The sequence below is a fragment of the Rhizobium sp. BK112 genome (assembly GCF_014193215.1).
Taxonomy (GTDB): Bacteria; Pseudomonadota; Alphaproteobacteria; order Rhizobiales; family Rhizobiaceae; genus Rhizobium; species Rhizobium anhuiense.
Genome location: NZ_JACHYZ010000001.1, coordinates 253,677 through 268,251 on the forward strand (window position 1 = coordinate 253,677; position 14,575 = coordinate 268,251).

The following is a 14,575-nucleotide window of genomic DNA, read 5'->3' on the forward strand; positions in this document are numbered from 1 at the left end:
TGAATGATGGATTCCGGCTCCTGATGGAGCCGGACAGGCGGAGCTTTTTCCTGTCTTCGCCGAAACGAGAAGGATCGAAGACGTGCTTATTTCCCAGATCAAAGGTGCCAACGGAGAGATCGTCGTCGCCGTGCGTGAGCCGGGCGGCGCTGCAAAGTCGGTCAACAATGCCGGCAGCGTCTATGCGCTGGCGATGGAAGCCGCAGACGGCGGCAAGTCGCTTGCCTCAGTCATCGAGGCCCATGGCTACGGCGCTGCCGTCGATCTTGAAAAGGCCTATGCGGAGGGCCGCTTCCTTCCGCCGATCACCCATCCCGATGCCGCCCACCTGCATCTGACCGGCACCGGCCTGACGCATCTGGGATCGGCGGCAACGCGCGATTCCATGCACAAGAAAACCACCGAAGCCGCCGAGGAAACCCTGACGGACTCGATGAAGATGTTCAAGATGGGGCTGGAGAACGGCAAGCCGAAGGCCGGCGAGAAGGGCGTGCAGCCCGAATGGTTCTACAAGGGCAACGGCTATGGCACGGCAGCCCCCGGCGCCCCGCTGATCTCGCCGTCCTTCGCGCTCGACGGCGGCGAAGAGCCTGAAATGGCTGGCATTTACGTGATTTCCAAGGACGGCTCGCCGTTCCGCATCGGCTTTGCGCTGTCGAACGAGTTTTCGGACCACGTCACCGAGCGGATCAACTATCTCTATCTGGCCCACTCCAAACTGCGCCCGGCCGCCTATGGTCCGGAAATCCGCATCGGCGCCGCCCCGGACGATATTCGCGGCACCTCGCGCATCAAGCGCGGCGACAAGGTGATCTTCGAAAAGCCGTTCCTCTCCGGTGAGGCGAACATGTCGCACACCTTCGCCAATCTCGAATATCACCATTTCAAATACGGCCTCTTCCGTGTGCCGGGCGATGTTCATGTCCATATGTTCGGCACGGCGACCCTTTCCTTTGCCGATGGCGTCAAGACCGAAGAGGGCGACATCTTCGAGATCGAAGTCGCCGAATTCGGCCTGCCGCTCCGCAATCCGCTTGCAGTGGCCGCCGAGGAAGAGATCGCCGTCCGGCAGCTCTGATTTCAAGACCTGGCCGCATCCGGCGGCCGGATCATGCTCGTAAACGGTAAAGGAGGCTTGTTAAGCCCATGACCATTTATCAAAACCTGATCGCCGGCGAATGGGTCGGCTCGAACGCGACGAAGAATATCAATCCGTCGGACACGAACGAAGTCGTCGGCCTCTATGCCGACGGCAGCGCTGAAGACACCAGAAACGCCATTGCCGCCGCCAAGGCCGCTTTCCCGGCCTGGTCGCGTTCCGGCATCTGGGAACGCCACGTCATCCTGAAGAAGACCGGCGACGAGATCATGGCGCGGAAGGACGAACTCGGCGCGCTGCTCGCCCGCGAGGAAGGCAAAACGCTGCCGGAAGCCACCGGTGAAGTGATCCGCGCCTCGCAGATTTTCGAATTCTTCGCCGGCGAAGCGCTGCGGCTGGCTGGCGAGGTCCTCCCCTCGGTTCGCCCGAACATCGGCGTCGAGATCACCCGCGAGGCGCTTGGCGTCATCGGCATCATCACGCCGTGGAATTTCCCGATCGCCATCCCCGCCTGGAAGATCGCGCCGGCACTCTGCTACGGCAACACCATCGTCTTCAAGCCGGCCGAACTGGTGCCCGCCTGTTCCTGGGCGATTGTCGATATCCTCAACCGCGCCGGCCTGCCGAAGGGCGTCTTGAACCTCGTCATGGGCAAGGGCTCGGTCGTCGGTCAGGCCATGCTCGAAAGCCCCGACGTTCACGGCATCACCTTTACCGGTTCCACCGGCACCGGCCGGCGTGTCGCCGCCGCCTCCATCGAGCATAACCGCAAGTTCCAGCTGGAAATGGGCGGCAAGAACCCGATGGTCGTGCTCGACGATGCCGACCTCAACGTCGCCGTCGAGGCCGCCGCCAATTCCGGCTTCTTCTCCACCGGCCAGCGCTGCACGGCGTCGTCGCGCCTGATCGTCACCGAGGGCATTCACGACAAGTTCGTCGCAGCGCTCACCGACAAGCTGAAGACGCTGGTCGTCGACAACGCGCTGAAGGCCGGCACCCATATCGGTCCGGTCGTCGATGAGCGGCAGCTGAAGACCGATACCGACTATATCGAGATCGGCAAGTCGGAAGGCGCCAAACTCGCCTTCGGCGGCGAGGTCATCTCGCGCGACACGCCCGGCTTCTATCTGCAGCCGACGCTGTTTACCGAAGCGACCAACCAGATGCGGATTTCGCGCGAGGAGATCTTCGGGCCTGTGGTCTCGGTGATCCGGGCGAAGGATTACGACGAGGCGCTTGCCATCGCCAACGACACGCCGTTCGGCCTTTCGGCCGGCATCGCCACGACCAGCCTGAAACATGCGACGCACTTCAAGCGCAATTCCGAGGCCGGCATGGTGATGGTCAACCTGCCGACGGCAGGCGTCGATTTCCACGTTCCCTTCGGCGGCCGCAAAGGTTCGTCCTATGGCCCGCGCGAGCAGGGCAAATACGCCGCCGAATTCTACACAACCGTCAAGACCGCCTACACGCTGGCTTGAAACAAAGGCGATGTCCCGGACCGTACGAGGCGGTCCGGCGACATCCTGAAGGATAGAGACGATGAAGAAGAAAGCGGAATGGCCGCGCAAGCTGAGGTCGCAGGAATGGTACGGCGGCACGAGCCGCGATGTGATTTATCACCGCGGCTGGCTTAAGAACCAGGGTTATCCGCACGACCTGTTCGATGGCCGGCCGGTGATCGGCATCCTCAACACCTGGTCGGATATGACCCCGTGCAACGGTCATCTCAGAGAACTCGCCGAAAAGGTGAAGGCGGGCGTATGGGAGGCCGGCGGCTTCCCGCTTGAGGTGCCGGTATTCTCGGCGTCGGAAAACACCTTCCGCCCGACCGCGATGATGTATCGCAACCTTGCCGCGCTCGCGGTGGAAGAGGCGATCCGCGGCCAGCCGATGGACGGCTGCGTGCTGCTGGTCGGCTGCGACAAGACCACGCCGTCGCTTCTCATGGGAGCGGCTTCCTGCGACCTGCCGTCGATCGTCGTCACCGGCGGACCGATGCTGAACGGCTATTTCCGTGGCGAACGCGTCGGCTCGGGCACGCATCTGTGGAAGTTTTCCGAAATGGTGAAGGCCGGCGAGATGACGCAGGCCGAATTCCTCGAGGCGGAAGCCTCGATGAGCCGTTCGTCGGGCACCTGCAACACCATGGGCACCGCGTCCACCATGGCTTCCATGGCCGAGGCGCTCGGCATGGCACTGTCAGGTAATGCCGCGATCCCGGGCGTTGATTCCCGCCGCAAGGTCATGGCGCAGCTCACCGGCCGGCGGATCGTCCAGATGGTCAAGGACGACCTGAAGCCCTCCGACATCATGACGAAGCAGGCTTTCGAGAACGCCATCCGCACCAACGCGGCCATCGGCGGATCGACCAATGCCGTCATCCACCTGCTCGCCATCGCCGGCCGTGTCGGCATCGATCTTTCGCTTGATGACTGGGACCGCTGCGGCCGCGACGTTCCCACAATCGTCAACCTGATGCCGTCGGGCAAATACCTGATGGAAGAGTTCTTCTATGCGGGCGGCCTGCCGGTGGTGCTGAAGCGCCTCGGCGAGGCAGGTCTTCTGCACAAGGATGCGCTGACGGTCTCCGGCGAAACCGTCTGGGACGAGGTCAAGGAGGTCATCAACTGGAACGAGGACGTCATCCTGCCGGCTGAAAAGGCGCTGACATCTTCGGGCGGCATCGTCGTGCTGCGCGGCAATCTCGCGCCGAAGGGCGCGGTGTTGAAGCCTTCGGCCGCCTCGCCGCATCTCCTGGTGCACCGGGGCAGGGCCGTGGTGTTCGAGGACATCGACGACTACAAGGCCAAGATCAACGACGATAATCTCGACATCGACGAAACTTGCATCATGGTCATGAAGAACTGCGGGCCGAAGGGTTATCCCGGCATGGCCGAGGTCGGCAACATGGGGCTGCCGCCGAAGGTGCTGAAGAAGGGCATCCTCGACATGGTGCGCATTTCCGACGCGCGCATGTCCGGAACGGCTTACGGCACCGTCGTGCTGCACACCTCTCCGGAAGCAGCCGTCGGCGGACCGCTGGCGGTCGTGAAAAATGGCGACATGATCGAGCTGGATGTGCCGAACCGTCGCCTGCATCTCGACATTTCCGAGGAAGAACTGGCGCGGCGGCTCGCCGAATGGCAGCCGAACCACGATCTGCCCAAATCAGGCTATGCCTTCCTGCATCAGCAGCATGTCGAGGGGGCCGATACCGGTGCGGACCTCGACTTCCTCAAGGGATGTCGCGGAAACGCTGTCGGTAAGGACAGCCACTGACAGCGTAGATCCAGGATTGGAAATCGATGAAAGGCGGGGCATCACCCCGCCTTTTTTGCACTTGTTCAATGAGAAGATGGCGGCAATTTTGACGTGCGACGCCTCCCGAAATAAGGTGGATTTCGGGAGTGTCCAGTCAGCTCTGGCTTTGACTTTGCATCTGGCCGCCGTCTTCTACCTTCACGGTGACCGACAACGTTTCGCCCGGCGTACCGATGCGCATGCCTGAAATCGGCGCGGCGTCGCGGTAGCAGAGGCCGGAGGCGATCCTGACGTACCGGGCATCCGGGCAGATCTCGTTGGCGGGATCGAAGCCGACCCAGCCGAGGCCGGGAATATGGGCCTCGGCCCAGGCATGGGTCGCCGCCTGCTCGACCTTCTCTTCCATCATAAGATAGCCCGAGATGTAACGCGCCGGCACCTGCAGGGCGCGGGCGGCGGCAATGAAAATGTGCGCGTGGTCCTGGCAGACGCCGCTCTTCTTCTCCAGCGCCTGTTCGGCCGTCGTCTCGGTGTTGCTGGTGCCGGGCTTGTAGTCGACCGTCTCGTGGATTGCCGCCATCAGCGCATGCATGCGGGCAAGCTCGTTATCGCCTCCGACACCCTTGATCAGTTCCTTGACCAGCTTGCCGCCCTTGGTCAGCGGCGTGTCGCGCAGAAACAGCCAAAGCGGGCAGAAGCCGGTATGCGGGCCGGTGACGCCGTTGTTGTCCTCCGTCTCGACCTCGCCTTCGGCGAGAATGCGCGTCACGTCCTGCTCGCCTTCCAGCGAGACCAGATTGACGTGATTGCCGTACTGGTCGTCATACTCGACCTCGGGTACGGCACCCTCTACGTTCAGCGCCCAGGTGAGGACTTTCTGATGGGGGCTCGTCGGCGGCGTCAACCTCAGCCGTTGCAGCGAGAACTGCGTCGGTCCGTCGTAGCGGTATTCGGTGAGATGGCTGATCTTCATTCTCATGTTCTGATCCGCTTATACATAGAACCGGTAGCCGTCGGAAATTTCCGCACCGAGCTTGTTGTTGCGCGCGACGAAATCCTCCAGGAATTCGTGCAGGCCCTGATCCATGATATCCCGGATCGCTCTCGTCTGCAGTGTGGTGCGGATTGCGTCCGCCGTATCGTGAGCGGCGAGCCGCTCCCCGTAATCCGTGGCGAGATAGCCGAGATTGCTGACGATCTTCTCATAGCAATAGGCAAGCGAGCGCGGCATCTGCACATTCAGCGTCAGAAAGTCGGCGATGTTCATCGCCCGGTATTCGCCGTCATAGGCCCAGCTATAGGCCCGGTGTGCGGAGACCGAGCGCAGGATCGATTCCCACTGCACATTGTCGAGAGAGGAGCCGACTGATGAGACCGAGGGCAGCAGCACGTAATATTTCACGTCGAGGATGCGGCTGGTATTATCGGCCCGCTCGATGAAGGTGCCGATGCGGGCGAAATTATAGAGTTCGTTGCGCAGTGTCGAGCCGTGGAAGGCGCCGCGGATGAGGCCGGCACGGCGCTTGATGACGTCGATCACCTCCGGCATGTCGGCCGCCTTGACGCGCTTTTCGAGCAGAGACTTCAGCTCGATCCAGCATTCGTTGGTGGCTTCCCAGGTCTCGCGCGTCAGAGCCGTGCGCACCATGCGGGCATTGTTTCTGCCGGACTCGATGCAGGACATGACGCTCGACGGATTGGCGCGATCGCGCAGGAGATAGTCGATCGCGTCGGCATTGGTCAGCTTTGCGTGGCCCTCGTCATAGGCCTCGCGCACGCCGGCGCTTTGCAGCACGCCATCCCAGTTGTCATCGCCGGTGCTGCTGCGGGTCAGCGACATGCGCAACCCGGCATCGATCAGGCGGGCGATATTTTCGGCGCGCTCGATGTAACGGAACATCCAGTAAAGGCCGTTTGCGGTTCTTCCGAGCATCAGTCCTCCAATACCCAGGTGTCTTTGGTGCCGCCGCCCTGGCTGGAATTGACCACCAGCGAGCCTTGCTTCAGCGCCACGCGGGTGAGCCCGCCCGGAATGATCTGAACCTTGTCGGATACAAGCACATAGGGGCGAAGGTCGACATGGCGCGGCGCGATGCCCTTGTTGACGAGGATCGGCACGGTGGAGAGCGACAGCGTCGGCTGGGCGATGTAATTGTTCGGCTTGGCCTTCAGCTTCTCGGCGAAATCGGCGCGTTCCTTCTTCGATGCCGTCGGTCCCACAAGCATGCCGTAGCCGCCGGAACCGTGCACTTCCTTGACGACCAGCTCCTCCAGATGTTCCAGCACGTATTTCAGGCTTGATGCTTCCGAACAACGCCAGGTCGGCACGTTTTCGAGCAGGGCCTTGCGGCCGGTATAGAATTCGACGATCTCGGGCATATAGGAATAGATCGCCTTGTCGTCGCAAATGCCGGTGCCCGGCGCATTGGCGATGGTGATGTTGCCGGAACGGTAGACATCCATGATGCCGGGAATGCCGAGCGCGGAATCGGCCCGGAAGGTCAGGGGATCGAGGAAGTCGTCGTCGACGCGGCGGTAGAGCACGTCGATCGCCTCGTAACCGCGGGTCGTCCGCATCTTCACCTTGCCGTCGATGACGCGCAGATCCGAGCCCTCGACCAGTTCGACGCCCATCATGTCGGCGAGGAAGGAATGCTCGTAATAGGCCGAATTGTAGATGCCGGGGGTCAGCACCGCGACGCGCGGCTTGCCGGTGCAGCCGGGAGGAGCAAGCGAGGCGAGGCTCTGGCGCAAGAGATAGGGATAATCCTCGACACGCTGCACCTTGTTCTTGTGGAACAGTTCCGGGAACATCTGCATCATGGTTTCCCGGTTTTCCAGCATGTAGCTGACACCGGAGGGCGTGCGGGCGTTGTCCTCAAGCACGTAAAACTGGTCCTCGCCGGTGCGCACGATGTCGGTGCCGACGATATGGGTGTAGACGCCGCCGGGCGGACGGAAGCCGATCATCTCGGGGATGAAGGTGACGTTGTTCTCGATCAGTTCGCGCGGGATGCGGCCGGCGCGGATGATCTCCTGCTTATGGTAGATATCGTCCAGAAAAGCGTTGAGTGCGATTACCCGCTGCTCGATGCCCTGGGCGAGCTTGCGCCATTCGCGGGCGGAGATGATGCGGGGAATGATGTCGAAGGGGATGAGTTTTTCGGAACTGTCGGCATGGCCGTAGACCGCGAATGTGATGCCGGTCTTCCGGAAGATGTTTTCCGCATCGCGGGACTTGGCAATCAGATGCGCCCGGTCTTGGCTGTTGTACCACTCGAAGTATTTGTCATAAGGCGGGCGAGGGCTTTCGTCCCCGGTAATCATTTCATCAAATGCCAAAAGCGCGGCTCCCCTTTTTTGTTCATTTGAATACAACGCAAATGGCAATGCAAGAACCATGCGCAGTTCGGGGAAAAGATTTCGCGCTGCGAGAAACGGGTGAAAATCTGGGCATTTAACGTGATGCGCTGCGGCATGGCGGATATTCATCCAAGGTGCCTGCGTAAAATCTGAGCATATGACCGTTTTTCGTTCAGCCAAGGCGATCGAATATGGCCATGCGCGCGAGGCTCGCCGACCTCTGCAGAACCGCCATCGGGTCCTTGCATCAGCGAAATTTCAAATAAGCATCAACGCTTCGCCTTTGACTGCGGCTACGGGGTGCCGCTATCAGCACAGCGAAGCTTTTATTGCGAGCCGCCATGTCCCTCGATCGCCTTGCCCCCGCCGTTTTCGTCCTGCTCTGGTCCACGGGCTGGGTGGTGGCGAAATATGCCTCGCTGCATTCCGAGCCCTTCACCTTTCTTTCGATACGTTACGCGCTGTCGGCGGCGGCGTTTCTGGCGCTCTGCCTGGCGGTGCGGGCGCGATGGCCCAAAAGCCGGGCGACAGCGCTGCGCGCCATCTATTCCGGTTTCTTCCTGCATGGTTTCTATCTCGCCGGTCTCTGGTGGGCGATCGCCAACGGGGTGCCGGCCGGCATATCGGGCATCATCGCGGCGCTGCAGCCGCTGTTGACGGCGATGGCGGCTCCTTTCCTCATCGGCGAGCGCTTGCAGCAGGCACAGAAACTTGGCCTTGCTCTCGGCTTCATCGGCATTGCCATTGCGATTTCGCCGAAGCTGCTCGATCCGGCGACCGCCGATCTCACCCATGCCGCCCTGCCGCTGGCGATCAACCTCGTCGCCATGGCGTCCGTCACCTACGGCACGCTCTACCAGAAGAAACACCTGCAATCCGGTGACCTCAGAACGATCGCGACCCTGCAATATATCGGCGCGCTGATCCTCACCCTGCCGCTTTCGCTCATCTTCGAGCATCAGCATTTCGACGGCGCCGCGCAGGCCTATGGCGCGCTCATTTGGTCGGTTTTCGGCCTGTCGATGGGCGGGGTCGGACTGCTGCTTCATCTGATCCGTCGCGGCCAGGTGTCCCGCGCCGCCTCGCTGATCTACCTGATGCCGCCGACCGTCGCGCTCGAGGCCTTCATCGCCTTCGGGGAACCGCTGACCCTGCCGTTGATCCTCGGCACCGTGGTGGTCGTGACAGGCGTTTATCTCACCAACCGCCGGGCGGTCAGCGAGCATAGGCCGGTCGAGGTATAGAGCCTGTGCGTTCTTTCGGACGCAGAAAAGACACCCTAACACTTTCAACCCTCGCATCATGCTTTCTGAAAATCGATTCCGATTCTCGGAAAGCATGATGCGGAGATAACAAAAAGGCCGGAGATATCCCCGGCCTTTCCGCTTTTCAGTCGTTCAACGATCAGGCGCGTTCGCGGCGCTGGCCGCTGCCGTTGCGGGAGCCTGAGCCACCGCGGCGGTTGCCGCCGTTGCCGTCGCGGCGTGGTTCGCCGCCCTGGGCCTGCTGCGGGCCGCGGTCTTCGCCGTGCTTGCGGGCCGGGCGGCCGTGGGCATGGCGATTATTGCCGCGGTGATGACCGCTCGGTTCGCCATTGGCGTGGGCGCCGTGATGCGCCGGACGCTGCGGCTTTGCCGAGGGGCGGAAGTCGGAGGTTGCGACCAGATCGTTATCAGGACCGAGATCCGGGGTCACTTCGCCGCGGCGCTGGCCGCGGAAATCCTCGTTACGGCTGGTCGGGCGCTCGGGGCGCGGGCGGCGCTCCTGGCGGCTGCCGCGATGCTCGGAGCGATTCTGGTCGCCACGGCCTTCGCCGCGACCATTACTTTCGCGACCCTGGCCGCCATTGCGATTGCGGTTGTTGCCGTTGCCGTTGGCACGACGGGGTGTGGCATTCATGTTTGCCGGAGGTTCGCCGCTTGCGACGGTGATATCGATGCCCATCAGGCGTTCGATGTCACGCAGCAGCTTGGCTTCGTCAGGGGCGCAGAAGGCGATGGCGATGCCGTCGCGGCCGGCGCGCGCCGTGCGGCCGATGCGGTGGACATAGGCGTCGGGCACCTCAGGCAGATCGTAGTTGTAGACGTGGCTGACGGCCGGGATATCGATGCCGCGGGCGGCGACGTCGGTGGCGATCAGCGTCTTGATGCTGCCGTCGCGGAAGGCCTTCAGCGCCCGTTCGCGCTGACCCTGGCTCTTGTTGCCATGGATCGAGGCAACGGAATAGCCGATGTTCTCGAGATGCTTCATCAGCTTTTCCGCACCGTGCTTGGTGCGCAGGAAGACGATGGCGCGGCCATCCGGGTTTTCAGTCAGCGACTTGCGGAGCAGTTCCGTCTTGTCGTTCTTGCCGCCGACGAAATGGACGTATTGTTCGACCTTGTCGGCAGCCTTGCCCGGAGGCGTAACTTCGACTTTGACGGGATCGACGAGGTATTCGCCGGCGAGATCGGCGATCGCCTTCGGCATGGTGGCCGAGAAGAGCATGGTCTGTCGCTTCTTCGGCACCATCTTGGCGATCTTGCGCAGATCATGCACGAAGCCGAGGTCGAGCATCTGGTCGGCTTCGTCGAGCACGAGATAGCGGACCGTGGTCAGCGTGATCGCGCGGCGATTGACGAGGTCGAGCAGGCGGCCAGGCGTGGCAACGAGGATATCGGTGCCCTTTTCGAGTTGAAGCTGCTGCTTGTTGATCGAAACGCCGCCGACGACGACATTGATGCGCAGCGGCGACTTGCGGATGAACTTCTTCAGGCTCTCGGCGATCTGGTTCACCAGTTCGCGGGTCGGGGCCAGGATCAGCGTCCGCGTCGTGCGGTTGTCGGGACGCCGTTCGTCGGCGAGCAGCTTTTCGATGAGAGGCAGGCCGAAAGCGGCGGTCTTGCCTGTGCCGGTCTGGGCGAGGCCGATCAGGTCGCGGCCTTCGAGGAGGAGAGGAATGGCATGTTCCTGGATGGGTGTCGGCGTTTCGATGCCGAGCTGGAACAAAGTAGCGACGATCGGCTTGGAGACACCAAGCGATTCAAAATTAGTCAAGGCATAACCTTTCGGGGCGCCACAACGACTATTGCCGGAACGCACCATGCGATCCGGTTTCATTCTGGCGTCAAGAACCCCGCGTGAAGTGGGAACTTGTGAGTTGGAAAAAGCTTTCCAGCGCTTCTGGCCGCTCATGGGAGTGCGGCGCTCTATCGAAATGCGCTTTTGTCCCTTCTTCCTGCGTCCGTATTTTTTAGCAGGGGCACGCTCACGCGGCGGCCGGAAGGGTGAAAGCTGACCCGCATTTGGGCTAGTTCGCGTGGAAAGTCAAGTGCGGTGCACAAGAAAGCCTTAGCCTGGGTCAGCTGAGGGCATGACGAGGACGAAGCTTTCCGATGCGGTCTCCGCGCCGTTGACGAGGATGGCGATGCGGTGTTCGCCGGGATAATAGCGCCGCGTCGTGATTGGCCGCATGGCGTGGCGGCGCTCAATCGTCCGGCTTTGCCCGGGCGCGAGCGTGATCGTCTTGCACTTGAAAACCTTGGGCGAGAGCGAACCGTCGCCCTTCACATGGTGGATGGCGTAGTCGATCATCAGCGATTGCGGGATCTCGCCGGCATTCGTCAACCGGATTTCGAAATCCAACCCTTCGCCGAACATCACCTCACCGTTTACGAGCCGTAGTTCGCATTGGAGCGAAGCGGTGGCGGCGAAGCCGAAATTGGCGAGCGCCTGCGCGTGGCCCTTCTTCAGAAGCGTGCGCGAGGCGTGTTTCAGCAGCCAGCGGCGTTCGGGCGAAGCGGCATCGATATGACAGGCGATGAAGGCGGCGACCATATCGGGGTGATCCTTGGCGACGTCGTTCAGGCTGTTGGCGACGGAACGGCGCACATAATCCTCCGGGTCATCCATCAGCGCGGTCAGGATGGGCAGGATCGGCGCCGGGTCCTTTACGAGCTGCGGCAGGCGCATGGCCCAAGGAAGACGTGGCCGCGTTCCCTCGCTCGCCAGCCGGCGCACATGCCGGTCGGGATCGCCGACCCAGCCGGAAATGATGGCGAGTGCGCGTTGCTGGTCGCGGTGGATGAATTGCCGGATGCCGAATTCGGCAGTGAAATGCGGCGTCAGCGCCTTCAGCAGGTCGAGGCCGAGATCGAAATGATCAAGGCCGCGCGCAGCGATGAACTGATTGACCGGCAACAGCATCCAGCCGGAGAGCCCCTGCCTGCCGGTGGCGGGCAGGCTTGCCATCAGAATGGCTGCGGCCTCGCGGAAATCATCGGGAAGCGTCGCAAACAGGGCGTCGCGGATCAGCGCCGAGCGCTCCATCAGTTCCAGCGCCGTGAGGCCATTGGTCGCCAGCGTCACGAAACGGTCTCTGTCGAAAGCCGACGCGTTGCCACCAATACGATCGGCCATATCGCCGACCAGCGCTTCATGCAGCAGGTTCTTCAGCGGTTCCGGCATGCTGGGGTCCTTCCTCTATGCGGCGGCCGCATGAGGGCGGCTTGGTCTGCGAAACAGCTGGCCTTTGTTGGAGAATAGAGTGATCGCATCCACCCGAGCAATCGGGTGCAGATAGCGGAAGCGCGCGACTTCGCGACCTTTCAACGCAACGGTGCCGTCGATTTCCTTGGAATGAGGGTTGGGGCCGAGATCCGAATGCGCTCCTCGGCAGGACTGTTGTCACCTGCAAGAAGATCAAGGGCGTTTGATGCAATTTGCTCGAACGGCACCCGTAGTGTCGTGAGCGGTGTGGGGAGGTGGCTGACAATCGGAATGTCGTTATAGCCTACGATCGAGATGTCCTGCGGCACGGAAAGGCCAAGTTTCGTCAGTCCCGACAAAGCGCCGATGGCAGTATTGTCGTTGACGGCGAAAACGGCGGTTGGACGTGGACTGAGATGCATCAGTGTCTCGACGGCTACCGCACCGGACTCGATGCCGAATGTCGAGGGAATGATGTATGAGGGATCTGCATTCAATCCAGCCTCTTCCAGGGCGTGGCGGAAACCCTCCACGCGCCCCCGCGAACTGGAGGCATAGGATGGACCGGCAATGACGCCAATTCTGCGGTGGCCGAGATCGAGGAGATGGCGGGCCGCGAGGTAGCCACCGAGCCTGTCATCGCCGACTGACGAGAGGCTGTGGCCATCCGTTCGGAGCGCCAGGACATAGGGAATGCCGCGTTTTGCCAGCTCGTCCGGAAAGTCATCGTCTTCCCGCGCTGTCGAAAGAATCAATCCATCGACACCCCGCTTCAACAGAGACTCGGCCGCAAGCCGGTCTGCTCTTGGCTTGTCGTCGGTCGTTGCGACAATCGCGAAGCGGCCACTACGGCTGCAGGCCTTGGCCAGCGCTTCGTAAAGCATGGCCATGACCGTATCCGTCAGCCTGGGTACAATCACCCCGACCGTCATCGTGTTGCCGCGCCTGAGGCTCGCTGCAGAAACATCGCGAACGTATCCGAGCTCTTCGGCAACCTTGCGCACGCGCCGCGCGGTCTCACTGTCGGAGCGCGGAAGCCTCTCGTCCAGAATGCGGGACACGGTAGACTTGGAGACGCCGGCTGCGGCAGCCACGCCGTGAATAGTGACGCGGGTCTGTCCCAGAACTTCATCCGCTTTTGAATTCATTGAGCCTTTTCCATACGAGTCGGCATTGGGCCGCCGCTCTCAGCATGCACCAAAAAAGATATTGACTCCAGGAAATTCAAGAACGATAGTGGGAACGTTCCCGTAAACGATCCTATAGCGATCGCGAGTGAACCGCGATCGCACGAAGGAGGAGACCAATATGCAACCGATGGATATGCGCGGGCTGAGCCCGGCCCCCGTTACCGCTTTCACCCGTGACGGCGAAGTTGATCACAAAGCCAACGCCAAGCTCGCCAAATGGCTGGTCTCGATGGAAGGCGTCAAAAGCCTCGTCATCCTCGGCCATGCCGGCGAGGGCACCTTCCTCACGGAAGAGGAGCGCCTTGCTCTCATCCGCACATATGTTGAAGCAGTCGACGGTGCCGTTCCGATCATTGCCGGGATTACCGGTGAAGGCACGAAGGTCGCCGCTGAAGAGGCCAGGAAATGCAAAGCCGCGGGTGCCACCGGCGCACTCGTCTATCCCAACCACGGCTGGCTGCGTTTCGGCTTTCAGAAGGGAGCGCCTCAGGATCGCTACAAGGCAATCTGGCAGGAGTCCGGCCTCCAGTGCATCCTGTTCCAATATCCCGACGCCACCAAGGCATCTTACGATCTCGATACACAGCTTGCGATTGCCACACAGGAAGGCGTCGTCGCCACCAAGAACGGCGTGCGCAATATGAAGCGCTGGTATGTCGAAATTCCAGAGCTGAAGAAGGCCAATCCAAAGCTGCAGGTTCTGAGCTGCCACGATGAATGGCTGCTGCCAACCATGTTCGATGTCGATGGCCTGCTCGTCGGCTATGGCAATATCGCGCCGGAGTTGCTCATCGACCTGATCAAAGCCGGCAAGGCGCAGGACTATCCGGAAGCGCGCAAGATCTTCGAGCGCCTTCTTCCGGTGACGCGTGCCGTCTATCATCGCGGCTCTCATATGGAAGGCACCGTGGCCCTGAAACTCGGCCTCGTGCACCGCGGTATCCTGGACCACGCCACGATCCGCGAGCCGCTGAAGAGCCTTGGCGACAAGGCAGAAGCGGAGATTTTTGCTGCCTTCGACGCTGCCGGTATTGGTCGCGTTGACCAACTGCTGGCTGCCGAGTGACCTCTTTGACGCCCCTGCGCAGGTCGCAGGGGCGCATTGCAAAGGGAGGAGGAAGTCATGGAAACCCGCCGAGGCAGGTTTGAACGTCTTTGAAGGCCATTGCTCTGACAGGACAAACTGACGCGC

General features: G+C 61.6%; 11 protein-coding genes. 5 read left to right on the plus strand and 6 right to left on the minus strand.

What is annotated here, in order from left to right; translation table 11 throughout:
* Nucleotides 1–82 precede the first annotated feature (82 nt).
* From araD1 to araD, 3 genes are all read left to right on the plus strand, one after another.
* Nucleotides 83–1,078 (plus strand): AraD1 family protein, encoded by a 996-nt coding sequence (gene araD1, locus FHT75_RS01185; RefSeq protein ID WP_063474460.1) that lies wholly within the window; start codon nucleotides 83–85, stop codon nucleotides 1,076–1,078.
* 68 nt (nucleotides 1,079–1,146) lie between these two features.
* The gene (locus FHT75_RS01190) at nucleotides 1,147–2,580 is read left to right on the plus strand and encodes an aldehyde dehydrogenase family protein (RefSeq protein WP_047611439.1); all 1,434 of its coding nucleotides are present in this window, start codon (nucleotides 1,147–1,149) and stop codon (nucleotides 2,578–2,580) included.
* A 61-nt stretch (nucleotides 2,581–2,641) separates the two neighbouring features.
* Nucleotides 2,642–4,381, plus strand: a complete 1,740-nt coding sequence (araD, locus tag FHT75_RS01195; protein WP_047611438.1) for an L-arabinonate dehydratase — start codon at nucleotides 2,642–2,644, stop codon at nucleotides 4,379–4,381.
* Nucleotides 4,382–4,517: 136 nt separating this feature from the next.
* Here the strand turns inward: araD and FHT75_RS01200 are convergent, their stop codons facing one another.
* Genes FHT75_RS01200 through FHT75_RS01210 form a run of 3 tightly spaced genes read right to left on the minus strand, consistent with a single transcriptional unit; the run spans nucleotide 4,518 to nucleotide 7,705 of the window.
* The gene (locus FHT75_RS01200; RefSeq protein ID WP_063474461.1) at nucleotides 4,518–5,342 is read right to left on the minus strand and encodes a transglutaminase domain-containing protein; all 825 of its coding nucleotides are present in this window, start codon (nucleotides 5,340–5,342) and stop codon (nucleotides 4,518–4,520) included.
* Nucleotides 5,343–5,354: 12 nt separating this feature from the next.
* Nucleotides 5,355–6,296, minus strand: a complete 942-nt coding sequence (locus FHT75_RS01205; RefSeq protein ID WP_063474462.1) for an alpha-E domain-containing protein — start codon at nucleotides 6,294–6,296, stop codon at nucleotides 5,355–5,357.
* Complete coding sequence (locus FHT75_RS01210; protein ID WP_047611432.1) at nucleotides 6,296–7,705, minus strand: circularly permuted type 2 ATP-grasp protein; 1,410 nt, start codon at nucleotides 7,703–7,705, stop codon at nucleotides 6,296–6,298. Before FHT75_RS01210 ends, FHT75_RS01205 begins: the two co-directional genes overlap by 1 nt.
* Before the next feature lie 362 nt (nucleotides 7,706–8,067).
* Here FHT75_RS01210 and FHT75_RS01215 point away from each other — a divergent pair, with 362 nt between their 5' ends.
* On the plus strand, nucleotides 8,068–8,970 hold the full coding sequence (locus tag FHT75_RS01215; RefSeq protein ID WP_063474463.1) for a DMT family transporter: 903 nt from the start codon (nucleotides 8,068–8,070) through the stop codon (nucleotides 8,968–8,970).
* 160 nt (nucleotides 8,971–9,130) lie between these two features.
* Here FHT75_RS01215 and FHT75_RS01220 read toward each other — a convergent pair whose 3' ends face one another.
* The 3 genes from FHT75_RS01220 to FHT75_RS01230 form a co-directional block, all read right to left on the minus strand.
* Entirely contained in the window at nucleotides 9,131–10,810 is a 1,680-nt protein-coding gene (locus FHT75_RS01220) for a DEAD/DEAH box helicase (protein WP_063474464.1), read from the minus strand.
* A 246-nt stretch (nucleotides 10,811–11,056) separates the two neighbouring features.
* Entirely contained in the window at nucleotides 11,057–12,172 is a 1,116-nt protein-coding gene (locus tag FHT75_RS01225) for a DNA alkylation repair protein (RefSeq protein ID WP_063474465.1), read from the minus strand.
* 140 nt (nucleotides 12,173–12,312) lie between these two features.
* Nucleotides 12,313–13,341, minus strand: a complete 1,029-nt coding sequence (locus FHT75_RS01230) for a LacI family DNA-binding transcriptional regulator (protein ID WP_183844618.1) — start codon at nucleotides 13,339–13,341, stop codon at nucleotides 12,313–12,315.
* A 160-nt stretch (nucleotides 13,342–13,501) separates the two neighbouring features.
* Between FHT75_RS01230 and FHT75_RS01235 the strand changes: the two genes are divergently transcribed.
* Complete coding sequence (locus tag FHT75_RS01235; RefSeq protein ID WP_047611424.1) at nucleotides 13,502–14,449, plus strand: dihydrodipicolinate synthase family protein; 948 nt, start codon at nucleotides 13,502–13,504, stop codon at nucleotides 14,447–14,449.
* Nucleotides 14,450–14,575: the final 126 nt, after the last annotated feature.

What these genes read in the sequence shown, in the direction of transcription:
- FHT75_RS01190 (WP_047611439.1), top strand. Translation starts at nt 1,147, where the DNA reads ATGACCATTTATCAAAACCTGATCGCCGGCGAATGGGTCGGCTCGAAC.
- araD (WP_047611438.1), top strand. Translation starts at nt 2,642, where the DNA reads ATGAAGAAGAAAGCGGAATGGCCGCGCAAGCTGAGGTCGCAGGAATGG.
- FHT75_RS01200 (WP_063474461.1), bottom strand. Translation starts at nt 5,342, where the DNA reads ATGAGAATGAAGATCAGCCATCTCACCGAATACCGCTACGACGGACCG.
- FHT75_RS01205 (WP_063474462.1), bottom strand. Translation starts at nt 6,296, where the DNA reads ATGCTCGGAAGAACCGCAAACGGCCTTTACTGGATGTTCCGTTACATC.
- FHT75_RS01215 (WP_063474463.1), top strand. Translation starts at nt 8,068, where the DNA reads ATGTCCCTCGATCGCCTTGCCCCCGCCGTTTTCGTCCTGCTCTGGTCC.
- FHT75_RS01220 (WP_063474464.1), bottom strand. Translation starts at nt 10,810, where the DNA reads ATGGTGCGTTCCGGCAATAGTCGTTGTGGCGCCCCGAAAGGTTATGCC.
- FHT75_RS01225 (WP_063474465.1), bottom strand. Translation starts at nt 12,172, where the DNA reads ATGCCGGAACCGCTGAAGAACCTGCTGCATGAAGCGCTGGTCGGCGAT.
- FHT75_RS01230 (WP_183844618.1), bottom strand. Translation starts at nt 13,341, where the DNA reads ATGAATTCAAAAGCGGATGAAGTTCTGGGACAGACCCGCGTCACTATT.
- FHT75_RS01235 (WP_047611424.1), top strand. Translation starts at nt 13,502, where the DNA reads ATGCAACCGATGGATATGCGCGGGCTGAGCCCGGCCCCCGTTACCGCT.